Source organism: Noviherbaspirillum soli (genome assembly GCF_015352955.1).
Lineage (GTDB): Bacteria > Pseudomonadota > Gammaproteobacteria > Burkholderiales > Burkholderiaceae_D > Noviherbaspirillum_A > Noviherbaspirillum_A soli.
This window is the reverse complement of the sequence record NZ_JACYOX010000007.1, coordinates 135,924-157,356: the sequence shown is the minus strand read 5'-3', so window position 1 is coordinate 157,356 and position 21,433 is coordinate 135,924. Positions and strand designations below refer to the sequence as shown.

The window sequence follows — 21,433 nt, the reverse complement described above, 5'->3', positions numbered from 1 at the left end:
GCATCCAGCCGCCCGTTCCTTGGGTGCCCCCAAGGAACTGCTACAACCATTCCGACGCTTGTCGTACAAGACCGTCGGAATTACTACACAACCGAACTGACGGAATAATACAAGGGTGCAATACCCGAAGGGCATTGCACCTTCGGCGGCAAAACCACAAGTGAGGCTGGAGCGCTGCCCCGGTCGACGAAAGGTGGAATGCCCCTTTGGGGTATTCCACCCTGTGCGATCCTGGCCATCAACCGCGTGGCAGAAAGGCAGTCGGCGCCGTGATGGGAAAACTGCATTACGAGGCTGGTACGGACGAATTTGCTTTAGGCAGCAAGCCAGCGCCCGTGCGCATCGCCGCACGGGCTTTTTCACAATTCATCGCGCAGCTTGGTGAAGCAGCAGCCGTAACGTGCAACACCCCGAAGGGGCAATGCACCGATGGCCGATCAGGGAAAGCGCGCCATTACCGTCACGGTTGGCCGCCGACGGCGCAATGCCCCTCGGGCGTGGCGCCTTGCGAAAGCAGCGGTCGCTCAATTTCATGTGAATGGCGGTATACGGAACGGCATATGCGGCGTGTTGCCTGGATCGATGGTTGGCGGAATGCTCCTTTGGGGTATTCCGCCCCACGATAGTGTCGATACCATCGAAAGCTGTTCCGCTTGAGGCGTTGCCGATACGCCGCTCAACGTCCGTTCGCGCCTTCGCCCCGCTTGACGCTTCCATCCGGCTGCGGCACCTCGATCGGCTTGACCTCCACCGGCGCCACGCCGTCTTCCTTCATGTCCAGCTTGTCCGCCACCTTGGGCGTGACATCGACAATGCGGTCCTTCACATACGGGCCGCGGTCGCGGATCTCCACTACCGCCTTCTTGCCGCTTTCCAGGTTCACGATCTCAGCCTTGGTGCCCAATGGCAGGGTCTTGCTGGCTGCGACGTTGGCATTCGGATTCATCCGGGTGCCGTCCGCCATCTTCCGGCCGTGGAACTTGCGGGCGTAATACGAGGCCTTGCCGCGGCGCGCCTTGCCAGACAGGTCCAGCGCCGGCTTGCCGGCCTTCGGTGTCCTGGTCGCCTTGGAGGATTTGGCCGCCTTGCTTGTCTTTGAATGCGCGGCATGTCCGCCGTCCGCCTTGCCATGGCCGGGCGGCGTTGCGGCCGACGCGGCCGCGCCGATGCAGCAGGCGACGAGGCATGCCGCCAGCTGGCGGCTCTTGCGTGAAATGGTCATGTCCGGTCCGTTGCAGAGAGTAGGGGATAGCCCGGCCGCGCCGCATCCGGCACAGCGCGTGGCTTTGTTGTTTCGATGGCAGCAGGCGGGCAAAGTTCGGCTGTCGCTGCCGTTGGGTTTGCGCGCATCGCAGCCCGACCGTATGGCACAGGCGGCTGCGTTATGATGGCGCCCCCTGCATCCCCGCGAAAGCAATGCCATGCCCATCAAAATGAAGGAAAACTCCCTGTTCGCCATCCTGCTGCGTTCGCGCTGGTGGATCAGCTTTCTGGTCGCGGCCGCCGTTGGCCTGCTGGCGGTCGCGCTGATGCCGTCGCCCTACAAGCCGCTGGCGGCCTTCTCCGGCGCACCGTTTTTCATCATCGGCTGCATGGCGGCCTGGCGCCAGTTCCGCGCGCCGGCGCCGGCCGCGGTGGCGCGCACCCTGGAACGGGCCACCGCAATGTCCTCGCGCGACTTCCTGCAGGCGGTCGAAGAGGGCCTGCGCCGCCGTGGCTACACCGTAACGCCCTATGCTGGTCCCGGCGCCGACCTGCGTGCCGAAAAGAACGAGCAGGTGCTGCTGCTGGCCTGCCGGCGCTGGAAGGCGGCCCGGCATGGCGCCGACGCATTGCGCGAGCTGGAGTCGGCCATGCGCGCCGCCAGGGCCGGCAGCGGCGCCTATCTCGCGCTCAACGAACTGACCGAGCAGGCGCGCCGCCAGGCCGCCGACAGCGGCATCGATGTGATACGGGATGCGCGCCTGGCCGAACTGCTGGGGCTCTGACCTGTCCGGCACTGCCGGTCATGCAATCGTCATCCTCTGGTCATGCTGGTGAAGCATGCGGTGATTAATCTTTTGCCAGTTCATCGCGGCCCGGCGCCGTCCGGACTGCGTGCGAAGGATCTGACCCGATGCCCATCAACAGGAGGAACACCATGACCGACAACGATATCTCCGGCAAGCGCCGCAATCTGCTCAAGGGCCTGGCCGGCGCCCATGCGCTGCCCTTCATCGGCGCCCTCGGCGCGCTGCAGGCCAGGCAGGCGCAAGCCGCCGACGGCGTCACCGCGCTGGTGGAAAGCCCTTACGGCCCGATCGCGCCCACCAACGACATGGCCACCGGCCTGCCGCTGCTGCAGCTGCCGCCAGGCTTCACCTACAAGAGCTATGGCTGGCGCGGCGACCTGATGAGCAACGGCCAGCCCTGTCCGGGCGGCCATGACGGCATGGGCGTGATCGCTTCGGGCAGCAGCGGCAACCGGGTGGAGGTGGTGCTGGTGCGCAACCATGAAATCGGTTTCGTCGCACCGGAAAGCGTGATCGATGCGCCCGCCGTCTATGACCGCGGCACCAACAGCGGCCTGGTCAACAAGCCCGGCGGCGGCACCACCAACCTGGCCTTCCGCGACGGCAAATGGGTCGGCATGACGCCCAGCCTGGGCGGCACCCAGGGCAACTGCGCCGGCGGCGTCACGCCCTGGGGCACCTGGCTGACCTGCGAGGAAGTCAGCTCGGACGCGGCCAGCAGCGCCGGCAACATGCACGGCTATGTATTCGAAGTGCGGGCCGACCCGTCTTCCACCTCGGCCCGGCCCATCGTCGGCATGGGCCGCTTCGGCCACGAGGCGGCCGCGGTCGATCCGGCCACCAGCATCGTCTACATGACCGAGGACAGTTCCGGCAAATCCGGCTTTTACCGCTACGTGCCGCGGGTGACGCCGGGCGCGCCTGGCACGCTGGCCCAGGGCGGCACGCTGCAGATGGCAAGAGTGAAAGGCCTACCCAATGCCAATCTGGCCACGGTATCGGTGGACCAGCAGTATGAGCTGGAGTGGGTGACCATTGCCAACCCCGACCAGGCGCGCGGCAATGCCACCGGCCTGAACGGGCAGGTGATCACCAATGCGGCCGGTCCCTTCGTGCAGGGATGGGCACAGGGCGCGGCGCGCATGAATCGCGGCGAAGGCATGTGGTACTACCAGGGCCGGATCTATGTGATGGACACCAGCGGCGGTTCGGCCGCGCGCGGCACGGTGTGGGAGCTCGACCTGGCGCGCCAGCGCATCACCTGCATCTACAGCAGCCCCGGCGCGCTGGTGGGGAACATGGGCGACAACCTGACCGTCAGCCCCGGCGGCGGCCTGCTGCTGTGCGAGGATGGCGGCGCGGAAACCGGCGACCGCTTCGGCATCGGCCAGCGCCTGATGGGCCTGACCGATGCCGGCGACGCCTACATTTTCGCCAAGAACAATGTCAACCTGACGGCGCAACAGGTGGCAGCGGCCGGCAAGACGGCCAGCGCCGCCGGCGACAGCCGCACGCGGGAATTCTGCGGCGCCTGTTTCGATCCGACCGGCCGCTTCCTGTTCGTCAATATCCAGACGCCAGGCATCACCTTCGCCATCACCGGACCCTGGGCCAAGGGGCCTCTGCATTCCCGCGGCAACGGCGCATAGGGCAGGGCCGCGCATGGCGGCATGACCGGACCGGGCGATGAAGGCAAGCCTGCTGCCTTCATCGTTCAGTAAGGTTTACCCGGATGGTCGTTGAGCCAGGACCTACCCCCCAGTCCAGGCCGACGCGCAGGCAATGCGACAACGGCGGGTGCGGCGCGAAAACGCGTTGCGCCCGCCGTTGTCGCTTTTGTTTGATGAGAGCGATTACCGCCCAATTTTAATTTCCTGGTGATAATATACCGACAATCACTTACCTTTTCGTAGTGATGGTTAAGCATGCTGCATCGACCCGGAACGACGCGTCGTCGCTGCATGATCTGCTCCTTCATTTTCAGCCGCCATGTTCTACCCGCCCGACACTGTTCTCCATCATCCCCGGCCGTTTGAGCAGCTTTCTCCAAGGGGAACCGCTCCATGCTGAAACGTGTCCTGCACACCCGGCCAACAGCCGCGGCCCCTATCGCCCCGCCTGCCGAGGCAGCGGTGGCGATCGGCCCGGAGGCAGTGCTGCGTCTGCTGCTGGAGCAATTGCGTCCTTTGCGTGGGGAAATGTCAGTATTCGCACCGCGCCTGGGCCGGGCGCTGGACCAGTCCGATTGGGCGCTGGCCAGCAGGACGCTGCTGGATCTGGTGGAGATGGCAGCCGAGCTGACTGGCCGTGCCCCGGTGCGGCGCGAGACGATCGAGTTCGAGCCGCCGGCCGGCACTGACGAATGGCAGGCGGCCGCCGCCATGCTGCTGGATCGCGGCATGCCGGCGCTGCTGGCAGCCGGCGATGCACTGGCGACGCGCGCCAGAAGCGCCGCGGAACGGGTCAGAAGCGTGAGCGGACCACGGCAGACCGAAGGCGCGCTGCAGGAAATGGCCTGCCTGGTCGACGACTGTGCCGGGCACGGTGAGCTCTCCCTGCAAAGGCAGGGCCTGTTGCTGGACCTGCTGCGCCACCTGAGCGCCAACATGGCCGGGCTGGCCGAGCAGCAGTCCTGGGCGCACGGCCAGGCGGCCACGGTGCAGGCGCTGCTGGACGGCCCGCTGAGCGTGGACATGCTGCAGGCGGCGCTGGCCAACCTTCAGGATGTGGCCGCCCGCCAGTCCAGGATCAAGGAGAGCCGCGACCAGGCCCGCGATTCGGTCGAGCGCATGCTGCAGACCTTCATCGCCAGCCTCGATACCATGGCCGCCAGCACCGGCCAGTACCATGCCCGCATCAGCGCGTATTCCAGCGAACTGGCGGATGTGCGCGGCGCCGAGCAGCTTCGTCCCATCCTGGCCGCGGTGCAGCGTGAAACCGCCACGCTGGAAAACCATGCCCGCACCGTCAGCGCGCAGGCCGGCGCGGCACGCTCGGAACTGCTCGACGCACAGAAGCGGATCCAGGCGCTGGAAGCCAAGCTGGAGGAAATGAGCGAACTGGCGCGCGAGGATGCGCTGACCCAGAGCCTGAACCGGCGCGGCATGATGGAAGCCCTGGGCCGCGAAATGCATCGCGCGCGCCGCTACCACACGCCGCTGTGCGTGGCCCTGCTCGACATCGACAACTTCAAGCAGCTCAACGACAGGCTGGGCCACCAGGCCGGCGACAATGCGCTGGTGCACCTGGTCAGGGTGATCCGGGCCACGCTGCGGCAGATGGATGTGATCGCACGCTTCGGCGGCGAGGAATTCATGCTGCTCCTGCCCGGCACCACTCTGCCGGATGCAATGCAGGCAGTCACCCGCATCCAGCGCGAACTGACCAGGTCCATCTTCATGTACGAGCACCAGAAGGTGCTCGTGACCTTCAGCGCCGGCGCGGCGCTGGTAGGCATCGACGAAGGCCAGGACCAGCTGATCCAGCGGGTCGACGCCGCGCTGTACCAGGCCAAGCGCGAAGGCAAGAACCGGGTGGCGGCCGCCGCCTAGTGGAGGGCAGCGCAGTCCGACATGAACTTCGGGCTTGCTGCGCATGCACGGCGTCATCGGCAACGAAGCGGCATGACTGCAAGCAGGGATCGCCCCATCCCGTCATGCCGCCCCGGGCGCTGCCGTTACCGGCTTATGCCTTCGTCGTGCGGATTGCGCTGGCATCGGCGGTGAGATAGCCGACCGCCGCGCCGAAGGCATTCCTGTAGTTGGCCTTGATCAGCGGATCGAGCGTGGACTTCACCGCGCTGTGGATGGGCAGCCAGTCGCCGGCATGCTGGAAGTTGCTCATGATGTAGGTCCAGCCATTGATCTCGTCCACCGCATGCAGGCCGGTGGACTCGCCGCCGGACGGGATCGACATGATGCGCGCGAGCTGTCTCGTGTCCACGTTGTAGGCCCACAGGAAGTTGTTGACGTGCTGGCTGCTGTCCTCGCCGATGAACAGGGTGCGCATCTTCTCCGAGAACTTCAGGTTGTCGGGATTGGCCACCTTGTCGGGATTGGCGGTATTGCCGAGCGCGTCGGCGGGGATGTCCTGGCCCACCAGCAGCGCCTTCAGGTCGACCGGCATCCATTCGCTGTTGATGGCCGCGCCGCCGGTGTCCTGCACGCCGCCCTTCAGGTTCAGCGCCATCACCGCGCCGGCAGCCAGCTGGCCCGGAATGGAGACGCCGTTGCCCGGCAGGTTGAGCGCATTGCCGGCCACCATCGAGCTCTGGCAGTTCTGCAGCGCCGAGTAGGCCACCTTGTCGCGGGCGTTGACGGTGGTGCCTTCCATCTTGGTGAAGCCCATGGAGGCGCCCACCAGCGCGGCGTAGCGATGGGTTTCCAGGAATGCTGCCGCCTTTTCCATGCCGGGCATCAGCCTGATCCACTCGATGCGGCCGTTGGCGGCCACCCGGGTGTAGGCGGGGTCGGCGGGGTCGGCGGTCTTGACGTCCATGATGTCGGTCGGCCGCAGCGTGGTGGCCAGGCGCTGGACTTCGGCGCTGCTGGCCGAGCCGAGCCTGATCCAGGTGAGCGGCGCGCCGCCGGCGTTGGGGTCGAGCGAGAAGCCGGCGCCGACCTTGGCGACATAGAGCGTGCCGGAAGACAGGTCCTTTTCGCGGTCGGCCACGAAGATGAAGTAGCCGCTGTTGGTGGCGTCGTCGCCCATCATCACGGTGCGGTTGTCCGGCATTACCTGCACCAGTTCATGCGAGATGCGGCCAAGGCAATAATGCTTTTTGATCGACGCCGTGCCGTCCGGATTGACCGTGACTTCGGGCAGGTGGCCGTAGTGGTAGGGATTGGCCGCCGTCTCGCTGCCGTACAGGTTCTTGCTGAAGGCGCGGAACTGGGCGTCGGTCGCGGCGCTGAACGCATTCGGCTCGTATTCCTCGCTGGAGAGATGGGTGCCCCATGGCGACAGGCTGGCGCCGCAGGTGATCCAGAGCCCGTTGACGGACGAGGTATCGACATTGTGATACTTCACCAGGGCCAGCTTGCCGGTGGCCGGGTCCTGGTCCAGCGTCAGCACCGCGATCGGCGATGGCAGCCTGCCGTACATGTTGGTGACGCCGTCCTGCGCCAGGCTGGTGTACTCGAACTGCACCACGGCGAACACCGCATTGCCCTTGACGCCATTGACCTTGGCATTGGGCACTGTCAGCAGGGAGGTGCCGTCCGGCGAATCGGAGAAGAACTGGCGCGGGCTGGCGGGCACGCTGCTGTCGATGATGGGCTGGTTGTAGATGTCGACATAGCCGCCGGCGAGGATGGTGCCGCCGTTGCCGTCGGGGACGCGGTCGCCGGTGATGAAGAAGGGCTGATAGGCCAGCTTGTAGTCGACCTTGCTGGCATCGCTGTAATTGACCGTCATGGTCGAGCCCACGCTGGTGGTGGCCATCGCCGCCGGCGTGGTCAGGTTGGGCGCCGGCATCGAGCTGAAGCTGACCGAGGCGAACGAGGCCGTGGTCTTCGGGGCTTCCACCGCCGCGGCCGCAACGCTGTCGGAACCGCCGCCGCATCCGCTGAGCAGCGAGGAAGCAAGCGCGGGACCGAGCGGCAGCAGCGGCGCGCTGGCGAGGAATTTGAGTGCCTGGCGGCGGGAAAGCGGGGACTTGGTCGTCATCTTTTTCAATAGGCAGTGGAATGGGGATTGCCCTGCTTCGACTGGCACCGCGGCTTTGGGTGTCATGCATGGCCGCGCAGCGTTCAGGGTGAGCGGAGTATAGGAAGCACGTGTGACGTGCTTATGACAATGACAGCAGCGGCAGCGCTGCCGCGGAATTCAGGAGGGATGGGCTCCGGCTTCGGCGCGGCCTGACTGCAGCGCGTCGCGCAGCGAGGCAATCACGGCCTCGCGCAAGGCGCGCCATGCCGGGCCCGCTGTCGCATGGCGCTGGTTGATCTCCAGCTCGATGCCGAGATAGTCGGTGCCGGGAAAGCGGCGCCGCAGATAGGTCGTGAAGCCGTCGGCGGTGCCGGCATACGGATAGTTCATGCGCACCTTCAGCCCTGGCGCATGCCGGCCCAGCGCAAGCCGCCATTCGCGGCACAGCGCGCGCTCGCCGCCGCGGCGCGGGTCGTAGAGCAGGCCGATATCGGCATCGCGCACGTTGCCGTCCAGTTCCGGCGTGAAGCTGTGGGACGACAGGTGCACCACGCGCAGGCCGCGATGGATCATCGCGCCGATGCGGCTTTCCACCGCATCGCGGTAGGGAAGGTAATACCGTTCGATCAGCTCGCGGCGCAGCTCGGCGCCGGCGTCCCGGGTGAATTCGGAGTACAGGCGGGCATGCCGCGGCGAACGGTTGAGCTCGATCAGCAGGCGGCTGACGGTGCAGGCATGCAGCGGCGCAGCCAGCGCCGCCGCCAGGTCGCGCGCCATGCGCAGCGCGCCGGGATCATGGCCGCGGTGGCTGCGCAGGACCGCGCCGTGGCCGGCAAACAAATGACGGTAGGCGGCGGGAATGCGGTTGCCGCCATGTTCGCAACTGATCAGGAAGCCGTCGTCCCTTGTCACATCGCTAGCCCCGGCGCGGCGCCCGGCCATGTGCATGGCGGGTAGCGCGCATCACGGCAGGAAGGCATGGCCCCGCTCCAGGCAATCGCACAGCCGGCGACAGGCATGCGTCATGCCTTCGCGCGCGATGGCATCGCGCAGTCGCCTTGACAGCGTGCCATGCCGAAGGATCGTCTCCAGCGGCGAATGCCACCAGGCTTCGCCCTGGCTGGCCATCAGCGGCTGCAGCAGTCCGCGCCAGATGTCGGCCGCGGGAAGGCGCGCTTCGGTGAAGCCGAGCAGCCGCAGATAGTGGGCGTTGTCGATCACGGCGGCATCGCCGTCGCGGATGCAGACAGCAAGCACGGCGGCCAGCGCTTCGGTGGCGATCTCCTGCTGCGCGCCGAGGTCGCCGCTGGTATAAAGCTGGCGCGTCACGTCCACCGCGGCGGCGGCCACGGCAAGGTCGGCGCCGGGATGTTCCTGGGTATCGATCACGCGGATCTCGATGGCGTCGCGGTCGAAGCGGGCGATGGCCCCGCGCGAATTGAGCCATTCATAACGCAGCACATGGTCCGGGTCCAGCGCGGCGATATCGTCATACATCGGCTGCAGGATGCGGGCCTCGTAATCGGCCTGGCTGCGCACGGTTTCCGGCACCACCAGGCCTGCGATGGACGGCATGCGGTCGGCATTGTGGGTGTAGACATGCATGCGGTAATCCGCATAGCCGGTATCGCGTGCGTCGGCGTAGGGCGAACTGGCGGCCAGCGCGGGCAGCAGCGGCAGCACCAGCCTGATCGCCGCATGCAGCCGGGCGAACTCGTCGTCGCCGGCGAACGGCAGGTTCACATGCATGCTCTGCAGGTTGGACCAGCCATGGCCGCGGCTGTCGAAGATGCGGTCGTAGGCCTGGTAGATGTCCTGGTTCTGATAAGGCCACAGCCGGGTCTCGCGGTCCGGGTCCATCCACGGATGCATCGCGCCCGGCATCAGCCGCGCGCCCATGCCGGCAAGCAGGGCATTGATCTGGTCGACCTCGCGCCGGAAAGCGGCCGGCAGGCCATCGAGCGACGCGGCGGGCGCCAGGTTCTTCACCTCCACCAGGTGCATCACCAGCTCGTTGGACCAACCCATCTCGCCATGCGTGACTTCATGGTCCTCGCTGCCTGGGGCGGCCGCCAGCAGCCTGTCGGCCACGGGCAATACGTCCAGGGTCTCGCGGTCGACGATCATGTATTCCAGCTCGATGCCGACGCCGCCGAAGGCATGCAGCGGCGCGCTCATGGCTTCATCCCCCGCAGCGCCTCGATGCGCTTGTTGAACACGCCCATCACCTCACGGTACAGCGCATCGCCCAGCACGCCGTCCTCGTTGCCGGCATCCACATTCGGATTGTCATTGATCTCGATGATGTAGCACTGTCCATCCACTTCCTTCAGGTCCACGCCGTAGAAGCCATCGCCGATCAGGTTCGCCGCCCGCACCGCGATGTCGATCACCTCATTGGGCGCCTCGCCGATGGACAGCGCCTCGGTCCTGCCCTCGCTGGTCTGCGCGCTGTCATGCCGGATGATCTGCCAGTGTCCCGGCGCCATGTAGTACTTGCACACGAACAGCGGCCGGTTGTCCAGCACCGCGATGCGCCAGTCGAATTCCGTCGGCAGGTACTGCTGGGCCAGCACCAGTTCCGAATGGCGCAGCAGCTCGCACACCTTGCTCATCAGTTCCTCTTCGGTATGGACCTTGGCCACGCCCAGCGAGAAGGCGCCGTCCGGCTGCTTGAGGATGCAGGGCAGGCCCAGCGTCGGGATGATGCGGTCGATATTATCGGGATGGACGACCAGCGTCTTCGGTATCGGCATGTGGTGGCGGGTCAGCAGCTCGGCCAGGTAGATCTTGTTGGTGCAGCGCAGGATGGCGTCGGGATCGTCGATCACCACCAGCCCGGCCGCCGCGGCCAGGCGCGACAGGTGATAGGTGTAGTGGTTGACGTTGGTGGTGTCGCGGATGAACAGCGCATCGAACTCGGCCAGGCGGCCGGCGTCGCGGCGCGTGATCAGGCTGGGCTTCATGCCCAGCATGGCGGCGGCCTCGCAGAACTTGTGCAGCGCCTGCGGATTGGACGGCGCTTCCTCGCGCTGCGGGTCATGCAGGATGGCGATCAGCGGCGCTTCGCCTGCCGGCCGCGTGCTGCGTATCTTCTGCTGCTGCATGTAGGCCTGCACCGAGTGGCAAAAAACGGCGCGGTCGGCTTCGGGAATCTCGCCCGGCTCGCCGGCGCGGATCGTCATCAGCCGCCAGTTGCCGGCGGTGCGCTTGAAGCGCGCATGCAGGATGGGCGCGGAAAGGCTGCGGAACAGCTCCATGCACAGATGCTCGTTGCGGCGCTCGCCGCCGGCATCATGGCCGAAGTAGATGCGCAGCTCGACCTGCTCCCGTTCAAGCGGCGCGAAGGTGCAGCTGACGAGGTCGCCCAGCCTGTCCCTGACATTCTGCAGCAGCTCGCTCGATTGCAGGTCCTTCAGCGCTTCCACCCCGGGCAGCGGCTGGTGTCCGCGCGCCTCCGCCAGCAGCGACACATAATAGCCATGGCTCTGGTAGCGGTAGTTGCTGCACAGGTTGAACACCCGGGTCGAGGCCGACTCGCCGAAGGCCGGGTCGATCAGGTAGTCGCGGGCGGCGATGGCGGTAATGCCGGGAATGTTGCATGGCCAGTCTTCCGGCCGGCTTACAACGAACAATATCTTCATCGGGCATCCCGCCGCGTCCCATCCCTTGGCCTGATCACCAGCAGGTTGGCGTCATGTGTAACGATGCCCAGCAGCACCGCGCCCAGCACCCGGTCCATGCCCAGCCAGTACTGGTGCGCGCCGGCAAACGGGTTGGGTTGATAAGGGTCTTCCACCAGCACCTTGCGGCGCTCGCGCTCATAGCCGGCCAGCACCACGAAATGGCCGGAGGGCAAGCCACGCACATCGTCCGGCGTATCGTCGGTACCGTATTCCCTCATGGCGCGGTACAGGTAAGTGGAACTGAGTCCGGTCAGCAGCGGAAAGCCGCGCCGCAGCAGGCCCTGCACCAGCCCGCGCGTCAGGTCCTTCATGCGCAGCCGACCGCCCAGCCGCAGGAATTCCAGATAGCCTTCGGTGGCATGCCGCAGGCGGTAGTCCGCCTTGACCTCGCGCTGCATGCGCAGGCGCTCGGCAATATCGATGCCGGACCCGTTGAACCAGCTGGGGTCGAACACGTTGAGGTTGTAGGTATAGATCGTTGCGTCATAGCCGCGGCGCAGGGCATCGCAGGCCAGCAGCACGGCGAAGGTCCCGCCCTGGGCCAGCTTGCCGGTGCGCTCGATCAGGTTGCCCAGCGGCTCGTCATCTCCCCAGTATCGGTAGATCGCATGCAGGCAGGTGGGACCGCAGGTCGTCTCGTCCGGCTGGGGATGGATGTTGACGGGAAGCTCGATTCGATTGGTAAGCACGGTGGCTGGCAGGCGATGACGGCATTGCCAGTCAGATTTGCCATGCCGAAAAAAGTTTCGGTGCGGCGGTCTCCGGCAAGCCGGCAATACGAATTCGATCAACCGCCGCGCCGATGGCGGGCCGGCGTGATGCCGGCCGGGAATGCAAAAAAGCCGGGCGAACCCGGCTTTGTGTCATGGATGATGCTTACTTCGTGGTCGTGGCATCGACCTTGGTTTCCTTGCTGTCCTTCTTCGCTTCGGCCACTTTCTTGTCTGCCTTGGCATGCGCCTTTGCCTTGGACTTCTCCGCCTTGGCGTCAGCCTTGTTCACGGCTTCCTTCTCGTCCGCTTTTGCCTTGGCGATCTTTTCGCTGGCCTTGGCATCGGCCTTCTCGGACTTGGCCTCGGCATTGACTGCTGCCTTGGTGGCGGGTGCCGTGGTAGTGGTGGTCGTGGTGGCAGGTGCGGCTGGCGTTGTGGTGGTTGCCGCGGGAGCCTGTGCAAAGGCGGCGCTGACGAACAGGGTGGCAACGGACATAACGATCAGATTTTTCATAAAGCCCTCATCAAGTGGTTGAGCAGTTTGCCTGCCCTCCACTAACGCGCCCTGCCGACAGGCAGTTGACCATGGAGATGTAAGCGTTGGTTACGGTTGTAAGCACGCCTTACACGGCGCATAGTGCACCCTGTCAATCAGGGGAGAGTTCGATGAGCACGATGGAAGCGGGCAGCTTGCCCGATATTGAATTGCGTGTCGCCACGCAGGATGACGCCGCGTTGCTGGCAACGCTGCAGGCCGAAATGGATGACAGCGACCCGGCCGCCGTTACCAACATCGACCATGCGGCAATGCGTGCCGTGCTGGCGGACATGGCCGCCTACCCGCACTTTCGCGCCTACCTCGTCTACCTGGACGGGCAGCCGGTGGCCAGCTTTTCGCTGATGATCTTTGCGTCGCCTTCGCAAGGCGGACAGCCTCAGGCTCTTCTGGATGCGGTGGTGGTGAGCCGCACGCAGCGCGGGCGCGGCATCGGTGAGGCCATGGTGCGGGAAGCGCTGTTCATGGCGCGGCAGGCCGGCTGCTACAAGCTGATCCTGTCATCCAATCTGAAGCGGCGCGATGCACATCGCTTCTATGAGCAGCTTGGCTTTCGGCAGCATGGGATCAGCTATGGCATGGCGTTGAAGGAGCATGATTAGCTGCTTTGCCGGCGATGCCGAAGCAGGGCATTCGAATGGCAAGTTCAACTGCAAGGCCAGCCGCTTGGTAAGGTGCAATACCCGAAGGGCATTGCACCGTCCTTCGCAGACCGGCATCGCATCGTCGGCCGATTTCCTTGATCGACCCAAGGTGCAATGCCCCTTCGGGGTATTGCACCCTACGAACGCTGGCCGGCCAGCGCCATCAGCCGCTCGGTAGGGTGCGATACCCGAAGGGCATTGCATCGTCCTTCGCAGACCGGTATCGCATTGTCGGCCGATTTCCTTGATTGACCCAAGGTGTAATACCCCGAAGGGGCATTGCACCTTACGAACGCTGGCCGGCCAGCGCCATCAGCCGCTTGGTAGGGTGCAATACCCGAAGGGCATTGCACCGCCCTTCGCAGACCGGTATCGCATCGTCGGCCGATTTCCTTGATCGACCCGAGGTGCAATGCCCCTTCGGGGTATTGCACCCTACGAACGCCCCACCTTATTCGCGGCGGGCCTCGTTCAACGAGACTGGGAAGTCAACGGCAGCGCGCATGCCAGCGCCAATCTCCTCAGGCCGCCTGGCCGGCCAGCGCCATCAGGTCCACCACTTCCAGGCCGGCCAGATCCTGCGCCGCGTTTCCGGCAAACGCAGCACGGCTCGGCTGCGCATTCTGCAGATGCCGCATGGCCACTGCCTTGAGCTGAAGCTCGGTGCATTCCAGCACGCCGCGCCGGAACTGTTCCCGCATGGCTTGCGTGACGCCGGCTTCCCGCAGCTGCCATGCCTGCAGCGCTTCATGATGCGGGCTGCGCGGCTTGTCGAGTTCGCCGATCACGCCGATGATGGCTTCCTCGATATGTTCGCGCTCCAGCGGCGCTTCCACCACCCAGGCTACGGCACGGGCAAAGTCTTCATAGGTGCCGGCAAGCCGCGGGTCGCGGTAGGACAGCATGGTGAAGACGCCGCTGTGCGCCGCATAGCGCGCGGTGCCGCCATAGGCGCCGCCTTCCTCGCGCAAGGCCTGGTGCAGCACCTGGTTGGTCATCAGGTTGGCCAGCACCGACAGCACCGGCGCGTCCTCGTGGCCCAGGCGCGGCACCGCCCAGCTTGCGAAGCAGTGGTTGACCTGGGCAGGCGCCGTCAGCGCCACGCTGGCCGGCGCGCCGCGCTCGCGCTGCGGCGGGGTAGGCGCGCTGTCGGGGTCGGCGCCAGGGACATCGATCAGCCGCGCCAGATGCGCGCCGTCCTCTCCCACGCCGGCGCCGATGATGCGCACCGGCGCCGCCAGCACGCGCTGGTGCAGCGCCGAGAGCCGTTCACAGATGGCTTGCAGGCCATCGTCGGATTCGATTTGCCGCGACAGGGCGCTGTAGAAGCGCAGCGCGCCTGCGCCGTCCACGGCGTCCTGGAAGCGACGCCGCAGGGAATAGGGAAGTTCGGCCGCAATCGCGGCGTACTGGTCGCCCTGGTCGGCCAGGTCCTGCAGCTGGTTTTCCGCGATCTGGTCGATCAGGAAGGCGATCCGCTCGCTTTCATCGAAGCGGGCTTCACGGATGGACTTCGACAGCACCTGCGCAATCGCCTCCTGCTCCTCGCGCACATTGCGCGACGAGAAGGCCAGGTTGATGCGCAGGGCCGGCGCATCTGCCTTCAGGGATTCCTGCGCATCCAGGTCGACCGAGAACGATGGCGCCAGCTGCTTGCGCCAGGATGCCGCTTCGGCGAAATTCATCGCGCCCACGCCGAGGTCGGGCAGCAGTTCGGCGTACAGGTCCAGCCATGGCCACTCGGCTTCGTCGAAGGCGGACACGTCATACACCACGCGGCCGTAGCTGATGCCGTTGCTGGCAATGCGAAGGCCCAGGAGGCGGCCGCTGTCTTCGGGCAGGTCGTGCAGGGGCCGCGGCAGCGGGCTCACATCCTGCGGCCGGATGCGCGGCAGCAGGTCGTTGTTGACGGGCTGGCGCTGGCGCGCCAGCAGCGCTTCGGCTTCGGCGGCGATGCGCTGCGCCTCGCGCTCGTCCATCGCGCTTGCGTGCTGCGCCAGGCGCTCTTCCTCGACCGCATTGCGCGCCTCGAAATAGCGCGCATCCGGCTCCACCGTGACGGTGAGGCGGGTCGGCGCGGCCAGCAGTTCGCGCACCATGGACTTGAAGAATTCCGGATGACGGATGTCCTGCTCCAGCTTCGCCAGCGTGGCTTCGCTGTCGAAGGCGGTCATGATGTCGCCGCCGGCCATCTCGAAGGGCAGGGCCTGCAGCAGCTTGCGCATGCCGTACGGCAGCTGGCCGCCCTGTATCTCGCGCTGCGAGAAGCGCAGGTCGCGCAGCGCCGCCTGCAATACCGCGTGCGGCACGCCGGTCTGCGCGGTCTTTTCCAGGGTCCGCCAGATCAGCGCGCGCGCCTCTTCGGTCTGTTCGCGGGTCAGGCCTTCCATGCCCAGGTGGAATACCAGCTGGCGGTGGCTCGGGTCCATGCCGTTGAAGGCGGACGGCCTGCCATAGCCGGCCGTCTCCATCGCATGCAGCAGAGGCGCCGAGGCGTCGCCCACCAGGCCGGCTTCCAGAAGCTGCGCGCGGTAATACGCCATCGGGTCGGCCGATTCGCCGGCCAGCCAGGCCAGCTGCATGCCGTATTCATCGTCGCGCGCGGTCGGCGACGGTATGCGGATGGTGCTGCTGCGCGGCGCGTCCCATTGCGGCGCCAGTTCCGGCATCATGCGCGGCGCCTGGCCCGACAGCTTGTCCAGCACATGCTCGGCAATGACGCGCTGTACTGCTGCCGGATCGACTGCGCCGGCGGTCATGAACACCGCCTGCGACGGATGGTAATGGCTGGCGTGGAATTGCTTCAGATCGTCATGCGTCAGGGACGGAATCGCCAGCGGATCGCCACCTGACTCGACTGCATAGGTGGTGCCGGCAAACAGCACGGCGTCCATGCCCTGCGCCAATGCCCGCATCGGGTCGGCGAACGCACCCTTCATTTCATTGAACACCACGCCGCCATAGCCGAGCTTGCCGTTCTCCAGCGTATGCCGCCAGCCCTCCTGCAGGAAGTCCAGGTATTCGAGTTGCGGGAAGAAGGCCGCGTCCAGGTAGACGCCGAGCAGGTTGAAGAAGTCGGCCTCGCTGGTGCTGGCGAACGGGTACACGGTGCGGTCGGGATAGGTCATCGCATTCATGTAGGTCGCGGTCGAGCGGCGCAGCATCGAGAAGAACGGGTCGCGCACCGGGTAGCGGCGCGAGCCGCACAGCGCAAGATGCTCCAGGATATGGGCGCGGCCATCGTCCTTGTCCGGCACGGTGGGAAAGGCCACCAGGAAAACCATTTCGGGATCGTCGGTTGCCAGATGAATGTGGCGGGCGCCACTGGCGGGATGCTCGTATTCTTTCAACACTGCCTGCATGACCTTGACGGGCCGGACACGCTTTTCAATGAAGGTCATTGACTAATCCTATTGATGATTTAATTTGTATAGCAGTTTATCCTAGATTGCCGGCCGGCGCGCCGTTGACAGAATCCAGCGATGACATGCAGCACATTACGCCTCTTGGGCCTCCTATCTGGTGGCGCCATTAGCGAAGATCAATGGCGCGGCGGCGCGATGGAGTATGACAAAGTTCAGCCGCAAGCGTTAGCGCAGGCGCACGACGCAGGTGTTCTGCCCGTGACGACCGGGCAGGCTGGTGTCGCGCGCCTTCCCTGAGCCTGCGTTTCTTCCAACCGTCCCAGGTTGATACAAGGAGCCTTCCATGTCCTCACCCAGTCCCAATCCCGTGGCCGACCTGGCCGCCGTCAAGGCGCGCCAGCAGGCGGCCTGGTCCACTGGCAACTATGCCCTGATCGGCAGCACGCTGCAGATCGTTGGCGAGAATCTCTGCGAGGCGCTTGATCTGCGTTCCGGCATGCGCGTGCTCGACGTGGCCGCCGGCAATGGCAATGCGACGCTGGCGGCGGCCCGCCGCTGGTGCGAGGTCACGTCGACCGACTATGTGCCGACGCTGCTCGACAGCGCCCGCCGCCGCGCCGAGGCCAATGGCTTTGCCATCGATTTCCAGCAGGCGGATGCGGAAAACCTGCCCTTCGCCGATGCGGCATTCGACGTGGTGCTTTCGACCTTCGGGGTGATGTTCACGCCGGACCAGGACAGGGCGGCCAGCGAGATGGCGCGGGTGTGCCGGCCGGGCGGCCGGATCGGCCTGGCGAACTGGACGCCGGACAGCTTCATCGGGCAGGTGTTCAGGACGATAGGCAGATACATCCCGCCGGCGGCAGGCGTGAAATCGCCGGCATCGTGGGGCACCAGGGCCAGGCTGGAGGAAATGTTCGGCCAGGTCGCGGCCGACATCCGCATTGCCGAGCGTGCATTCGTCTTCCGCTATCGCTCGCCGCAGCATTGGCTGGACGTGTTCCGCACTTATTACGGCCCGATGAACAAGGCATTTGCCGCGCTCGATGAGAGCCGGCAGCAGGCTTTTGCCCAGGACTTGCTGGACCTGATGGCAAGCCTGAACCGTTCAGGCGACGGCACGCTGGTGCTGCCCAGCCCCTACCTGGAAGTGGTGGTGGAGCGCAAGGCCTGAGCCGGGGCCGGCCGGCGCGGCGCTGCCAGGAGATGGGCCAGGTGCCGATTACCAGGCCAGCCGCGATGGCGGCCACGACAGCTGCCATCGCGGCCATGCGCGCTGCGTCATAGCGGGCCGGCGTTGTCCGGTACGCGACCTTGCTGACATCGCACCGCACTTGCCGCAGCGCCTAGTCTTCGGCGGTCAGGCAGGGAAAACCGAGAACGAAAATCATGCGAGACTTGATGGCTACATTCCTTGACAGGGGAGATGGCCGGTATGTCATGGCGCAGAACCTGTTGTGACCAGCATGCAATTCCCTTTTTGACAGGCGGCCCATGGCGGCAACGTATTCCACGCTCGACGACCTTCACCAATGCCTGACCCGGGAATTCGGCCTGGTCGCCGAGGCGCCGCATGGCGGCAGCTGGCGCACATATTTTCTTGGAAATGTCGAATGGCATCCGTCGCGGTCGACCCGCACCCTCAAGATATTGCTGGATGGCGCCGGCAGGCCATGGAAGATACAGCTCTGCGTTTCTTCCGACAATAACAACAGCGTCTTTCTGGACGCGCCATTCGGGCATGAGGTGCTGAAGCAGGCGATCGACGGAGAAGTCCGCCTGCTCTTACGCAATTCACAGCGCTGACACCCGTTGCGGCCGGGCCAACGCCGCGGGCATTACAGCGCCGTGCCGCGCCTGCGCACGCGAGCCACGGCAAGCAGGCCCAGGCCTAGGCCAAGCAGGCGCAGGGTGGCCGGCTCCGGCACCTGCGCCGCCTCGCCTTCCAGCGTGAAACGGAAATTGTCGGCTGCGAACGCGACCGATGTGCCGGGCTGCACCCAGACTTCCAGCCTGTCGATCGGCGCTCCCAGGCCGGTTGTGCGGGTCGCAAAGTCTTGCGGCGCGGTATCAAGGAAGGAAAACTGCAGTGCATTGCCCAACAGGCCACGGAACAGCCAGGCATCGCCCTGCGCGACCGGGCCCAATGCCGCGATGTCATAGCCGTCGAAGGTGAAGTCGCGCCCCGTGAAGGTGGAAAAGACTGTTGGCGCACTGGGCGCGCCCGGGACCGGGCTTTGCGTCGCCGGATAGCCCACCAGCGCGCTGGGCGGATTGCCGGCGCCGGCAGAGAGAACGAAGTTCCTGGCGATCGCATAATTCATCTGGCTCTCGGACCGGTCAACCCCGGGAAGGAAGCCCTCGTCCAGATCTTGAAAGGTCACTGTCGCGGCCAGCGATTGCGATCCGGTCAGGGTGTGCAGCAGGGCAAAGGCGCTGCCGAGCACGACGGCCTTGATCGACTTTCTCATGGCGACCTCCTGGGTATGCAAAGTGGTCCATCGGAATCAGCGTGTTGCTTGCCGCGGATGCTGGCAAGAAAACCTGGCCCTTTCCATTATCGATAGCGCGGCTGCATGCTTTTTGAGCGAGGCCAACATCGAGGTTGCCAGGCCTGCTGCACGGCAGGCGTCGATGCGCAATCCTCCCTTTGGCAGATGGCGCGGCTGAACAAACGACTGCCCGGAGCGTCAATCGGGGCAGGGACATGGCTCGCGCGTACTGTTAAAAACGTTGGGGCGAACGCATGGTGCGCTGAAGCCAAAGTGAGTTTGAAGAATTGCATTTGCCCGAAGACAGTTGCTTACGGTTGATCCGGATCATGGGCGCATGGCCTGCGCAGGGCGAGCGTCGCGCTGGCCATGGAAGAATAGCCGCCATCGGAATGCGGCGAAGCGCGATTGCAAGCCGCAGCAGGCGCGTCATGGCCAGCGATTTGTGCAGGAATGATGCTGATGACTGCAGGCTGCCATTCGTCATCAGTCCCGGGCCGGCGGAGACGTGCCTGCCCTGACCTGAATAAGGAAAACAATGTTCTTCGACAGCATGCATGATCTGTGGCGGGTCTTCCTGGTCGGCACGCTGGCATACATCGGCTGCATCGTGATGATGCGGCTGAGCGGGAACCGCACGCTGTCCAAGCTCAATTCATTCGACCTGGTGGTGACCGTTGCCTTTGGCTCGACGCTGTCGTCCATACTTATCAGCAGCGACATTGCTCTGGCCGAAGGCCTTTTCGCCATTGCCCTCCTGGTGCTGCTGCAATTTGTCATTACCTGGCTTTCAGTCCGGTCCGGCGCGGTCAACACCATCATCAAGACCGCGCCCACCCTGCTTCTGCGCAACGGCCGCATGCTCGACGATGCCATGCGGAAGGTGCGCATCACCAGCGACGAAATCCGGACTGCGGTGCGGCAGAAGGGCATGGGCAACCTGGAGCAGGTCGCTGCGGTCATCCTGGAAACAGATGGCAGCCTCTCCATCATTTCTGCCGAGAAGCTTGGCTCGGGTTCTGCGCTGGAGGGTGTCCAGGGAGCCGGGGACAGGCTGCAGCACTGAGCTTTCGCGCTACCGCATAGCTGTCGGCGTTTGCGGAAGGCTACGCCTGCGCCGGGCTTGCGGCAGCACCTGCCAGGCGGCGCGCCCTCAGTCTTTCCTGCCTGCCAGCGAACGACCGCCGCCCGAGGCGGGGCCTGCGCCCGGACGTTTGCCTGCAAGCAGGCGCGCGCCACACAACAGTCCCAATGCCGCGCCGCCGGCCAGGAACCATGCGCGGTGCATGCTGGCCCAGAGTTGCAGGCTTCCCGTATGCGCGCCGGCGCTGTACCTGCCCCGCGCCGCGTAGGGCCCTGGGACCGGCTGCCACAGGTTGGATGGCCGGTCGCGGGCGATCGGTTCGTCGGTATGCTGACCCTTGAAGCCGGTGCGCGCGAGATAGCGGTCCAGAAGCCGCGGCGCAACCTTCTCCGCCAGTATGGTCATGGCCGACGGCGCGCCGACATACAGCTCGGGACGCTGGGCATGGGCTGCCCAGTAAATGGCCCGGGCCGCCACTTCGGGCTGGTAATACGGCCCCATCGGCTTGGGATGACGCAGCAGCGTGGTCTTGCACCAGTCGAACTGCGGCGTGTTCACGCCCGGCATTTCCAGGATCGTCAGGTGGATGTCGCTTCCCTCATGCAAGAGCTCTGTGCGCAGCGACTCGGTGAAGCCCTTGACCGCATGCTTGGCGCCGCAATAGGCCGATTGCAACGGGATCGAACGATAGGCAAGCGCCGAGCCAACCTGGACAATGGCCCCGCGCCTGCGCGGCCGCATGCGCTTCAGGGCCGCCATCGTGCCCCATACATAGCCGTGGTACGTCACATCGGTCACGCGGCGGTAATCCTCGGGCGTGATCTTGGCCAATGGAGCGAAGATGGTCGCCATCGCATTGTTGACCCAGATATCGATCGGGCCCAGCGCTGTCTCGGCCTGTGCGGCGGCAGCTTCGACCTGCTCAGGGTCAGCCACGTCGGTAGGTATTGCGACGGCCCGGGCGCCCAGCGCGCGGGCTTCTGCGCAGGCAGCCTCCAGCCGCTCGGCATCGCGCGCCAGCAGCGCAATGGAAGCGCCATGCCTGGCGAATTCACGCACCGTGGCGCGGCCGATGCCCGCGCTGGCGCCCGTAATGACAACCACTTCGGGTCGATGAGTATCAGTCATGCGATGCCTTCGATGAAAGGAGCGACTGCGGGAACGCGCGCGCCAGCATGAAACTTTTGACCGGCGCGCGCATACCGGGTTCAATATTGTTTGCGCAAATGCAC

18 protein-coding genes are annotated in these 21,433 nt (G+C 65.5%); 7 read left to right on the top strand and 11 right to left on the bottom strand.

Going from position 1 to position 21,433, the window contains the following annotated elements:
- Window positions 1-676: 676 nt before the first annotated feature.
- Window positions 677-1,222 (bottom strand): septal ring lytic transglycosylase RlpA family protein, encoded by a 546-nt coding sequence (locus tag IGW04_RS08570; protein ID WP_194712642.1) that lies wholly within the window; start codon window positions 1,220-1,222, stop codon window positions 677-679.
- 199 nt (window positions 1,223-1,421) lie between these two features.
- On the opposite strand from IGW04_RS08570, the gene IGW04_RS08565 reads away from it, so the two are divergent.
- The 3 genes from IGW04_RS08565 (at window position 1,422) to IGW04_RS08555 (ending at window position 5,563) form a co-directional block, all read left to right on the top strand.
- Window positions 1,422-1,988 carry a restriction endonuclease gene (locus IGW04_RS08565; RefSeq protein ID WP_194712641.1) on the top strand — a complete coding sequence of 189 codons (567 nt, stop codon included), beginning with the start codon at window positions 1,422-1,424 and terminating at the stop codon, window positions 1,986-1,988.
- Window positions 1,989-2,140: 152 nt separating this feature from the next.
- On the top strand, window positions 2,141-3,661 hold the full coding sequence (locus IGW04_RS08560; RefSeq protein WP_194712640.1) for a PhoX family protein: 1,521 nt from the start codon (window positions 2,141-2,143) through the stop codon (window positions 3,659-3,661).
- Window positions 3,662-4,075: 414 nt separating this feature from the next.
- On the top strand, window positions 4,076-5,563 hold the full coding sequence (locus tag IGW04_RS08555) for a GGDEF domain-containing protein (protein WP_194712639.1): 1,488 nt from the start codon (window positions 4,076-4,078) through the stop codon (window positions 5,561-5,563).
- 133 nt (window positions 5,564-5,696) lie between these two features.
- On the opposite strand, the gene IGW04_RS08550 is transcribed toward IGW04_RS08555, so the two are convergent.
- From IGW04_RS08550 to IGW04_RS08525, 6 genes are all read right to left on the bottom strand, one after another.
- A complete protein-coding gene (locus IGW04_RS08550) occupies window positions 5,697-7,679 on the bottom strand; it encodes a PhoX family protein (protein WP_194712638.1) in 1,983 nt (660 codons plus the stop codon).
- Window positions 7,680-7,838: 159 nt separating this feature from the next.
- Window positions 7,839-8,603 (bottom strand): N-formylglutamate amidohydrolase, encoded by a 765-nt coding sequence (locus IGW04_RS08545; protein WP_194712637.1) that lies wholly within the window; start codon window positions 8,601-8,603, stop codon window positions 7,839-7,841.
- A 21-nt stretch (window positions 8,604-8,624) separates the two neighbouring features.
- Window positions 8,625-9,839, bottom strand: coding sequence for a carboxylate-amine ligase (locus IGW04_RS08540; protein WP_194712636.1), 1,215 nt, complete (start codon window positions 9,837-9,839; stop codon window positions 8,625-8,627).
- Complete coding sequence (locus IGW04_RS08535; RefSeq protein ID WP_194712635.1) at window positions 9,836-11,305, bottom strand: RimK family protein; 1,470 nt, start codon at window positions 11,303-11,305, stop codon at window positions 9,836-9,838. The genes IGW04_RS08540 and IGW04_RS08535 overlap by 4 nt, the downstream gene beginning before the upstream one ends.
- Window positions 11,302-12,036: a cysteine peptidase family C39 domain-containing protein gene (locus IGW04_RS08530; protein ID WP_194712634.1), complete on the bottom strand. Its 735-nt coding sequence runs from the start codon at window positions 12,034-12,036 to the stop codon at window positions 11,302-11,304. Before IGW04_RS08530 ends, IGW04_RS08535 begins: the two co-directional genes overlap by 4 nt.
- 187 nt (window positions 12,037-12,223) lie before the next feature.
- Window positions 12,224-12,574 (bottom strand): hypothetical protein, encoded by a 351-nt coding sequence (locus IGW04_RS08525; RefSeq protein ID WP_194712633.1) that lies wholly within the window; start codon window positions 12,572-12,574, stop codon window positions 12,224-12,226.
- A 152-nt stretch (window positions 12,575-12,726) separates the two neighbouring features.
- Between IGW04_RS08525 and IGW04_RS08520 the strand changes: the two genes are divergently transcribed.
- Window positions 12,727-13,218, top strand: coding sequence for a GNAT family N-acetyltransferase (locus IGW04_RS08520; protein WP_228526944.1), 492 nt, complete (start codon window positions 12,727-12,729; stop codon window positions 13,216-13,218).
- 563 nt (window positions 13,219-13,781) lie between these two features.
- Here IGW04_RS08520 and IGW04_RS08515 read toward each other — a convergent pair.
- Window positions 13,782-16,661, bottom strand: coding sequence for an insulinase family protein (locus tag IGW04_RS08515; protein ID WP_194712632.1), 2,880 nt, complete (start codon window positions 16,659-16,661; stop codon window positions 13,782-13,784).
- A gap of 307 nt (window positions 16,662-16,968) precedes the next feature.
- Here IGW04_RS08515 and IGW04_RS08510 point away from each other — a divergent pair, with 307 nt between their 5' ends.
- Together IGW04_RS08510 and IGW04_RS08505 are read left to right on the top strand one after the other, a co-directional pair.
- Entirely contained in the window at window positions 16,969-17,799 is an 831-nt protein-coding gene (locus IGW04_RS08510) for a class I SAM-dependent methyltransferase (RefSeq protein WP_194712631.1), read from the top strand.
- Window positions 17,800-18,119: 320 nt separating this feature from the next.
- The gene (locus IGW04_RS08505) at window positions 18,120-18,431 is read left to right on the top strand and encodes a hypothetical protein (RefSeq protein WP_194712630.1); all 312 of its coding nucleotides are present in this window, start codon (window positions 18,120-18,122) and stop codon (window positions 18,429-18,431) included.
- Between the two features lie 32 nt (window positions 18,432-18,463).
- Here IGW04_RS08505 and IGW04_RS08500 read toward each other — a convergent pair whose 3' ends face one another.
- On the bottom strand, window positions 18,464-19,096 hold the full coding sequence (locus IGW04_RS08500; protein WP_194712629.1) for a PEP-CTERM sorting domain-containing protein: 633 nt from the start codon (window positions 19,094-19,096) through the stop codon (window positions 18,464-18,466).
- Between the two features lie 253 nt (window positions 19,097-19,349).
- Window positions 19,350-19,676: a hypothetical protein gene (locus tag IGW04_RS08495; RefSeq protein WP_194712628.1), complete on the bottom strand. Its 327-nt coding sequence runs from the start codon at window positions 19,674-19,676 to the stop codon at window positions 19,350-19,352.
- On the opposite strand from IGW04_RS08495, the gene IGW04_RS08490 reads away from it, so the two are divergent.
- On the top strand, window positions 19,656-20,183 hold the full coding sequence (locus IGW04_RS08490; protein ID WP_194712627.1) for a DUF421 domain-containing protein: 528 nt from the start codon (window positions 19,656-19,658) through the stop codon (window positions 20,181-20,183). The genes IGW04_RS08495 and IGW04_RS08490 overlap by 21 nt on opposite strands.
- A gap of 87 nt (window positions 20,184-20,270) precedes the next feature.
- On the opposite strand, the gene IGW04_RS08485 is transcribed toward IGW04_RS08490, so the two are convergent.
- A complete protein-coding gene (locus IGW04_RS08485) occupies window positions 20,271-21,329 on the bottom strand; it encodes an SDR family oxidoreductase (RefSeq protein ID WP_194712626.1) in 1,059 nt (352 codons plus the stop codon).
- Between the last annotated feature and the right edge of the window lie 104 nt (window positions 21,330-21,433).

Coding starts and splice junctions, on each gene's coding strand:
- IGW04_RS08570 (WP_194712642.1), bottom strand. CDS start 1,222: ATGACCATTTCACGCAAGAGCCGCCAGCTGGCGGCATGCCTCGTCGCC.
- IGW04_RS08565 (WP_194712641.1), top strand. CDS start 1,422: ATGCCCATCAAAATGAAGGAAAACTCCCTGTTCGCCATCCTGCTGCGT.
- IGW04_RS08560 (WP_194712640.1), top strand. CDS start 2,141: ATGACCGACAACGATATCTCCGGCAAGCGCCGCAATCTGCTCAAGGGC.
- IGW04_RS08555 (WP_194712639.1), top strand. CDS start 4,076: ATGCTGAAACGTGTCCTGCACACCCGGCCAACAGCCGCGGCCCCTATC.
- IGW04_RS08550 (WP_194712638.1), bottom strand. CDS start 7,679: ATGACGACCAAGTCCCCGCTTTCCCGCCGCCAGGCACTCAAATTCCTC.
- IGW04_RS08545 (WP_194712637.1), bottom strand. CDS start 8,603: ATGGCCGGGCGCCGCGCCGGGGCTAGCGATGTGACAAGGGACGACGGC.
- IGW04_RS08540 (WP_194712636.1), bottom strand. CDS start 9,839: ATGAGCGCGCCGCTGCATGCCTTCGGCGGCGTCGGCATCGAGCTGGAA.
- IGW04_RS08535 (WP_194712635.1), bottom strand. CDS start 11,305: ATGAAGATATTGTTCGTTGTAAGCCGGCCGGAAGACTGGCCATGCAAC.
- IGW04_RS08525 (WP_194712633.1), bottom strand. CDS start 12,574: ATGAAAAATCTGATCGTTATGTCCGTTGCCACCCTGTTCGTCAGCGCC.
- IGW04_RS08520 (WP_228526944.1), top strand. CDS start 12,727: ATGAGCACGATGGAAGCGGGCAGCTTGCCCGATATTGAATTGCGTGTC.
- IGW04_RS08515 (WP_194712632.1), bottom strand. CDS start 16,661: ATGACCTTCATTGAAAAGCGTGTCCGGCCCGTCAAGGTCATGCAGGCA.
- IGW04_RS08510 (WP_194712631.1), top strand. CDS start 16,969: ATGTCCTCACCCAGTCCCAATCCCGTGGCCGACCTGGCCGCCGTCAAG.
- IGW04_RS08505 (WP_194712630.1), top strand. CDS start 18,120: ATGGCGGCAACGTATTCCACGCTCGACGACCTTCACCAATGCCTGACC.
- IGW04_RS08500 (WP_194712629.1), bottom strand. CDS start 19,096: ATGAGAAAGTCGATCAAGGCCGTCGTGCTCGGCAGCGCCTTTGCCCTG.
- IGW04_RS08490 (WP_194712627.1), top strand. CDS start 19,656: ATGTTCTTCGACAGCATGCATGATCTGTGGCGGGTCTTCCTGGTCGGC.
- IGW04_RS08495 (WP_194712628.1), bottom strand. CDS start 19,676: ATGCATGCTGTCGAAGAACATTGTTTTCCTTATTCAGGTCAGGGCAGG.
- IGW04_RS08485 (WP_194712626.1), bottom strand. CDS start 21,329: ATGACTGATACTCATCGACCCGAAGTGGTTGTCATTACGGGCGCCAGC.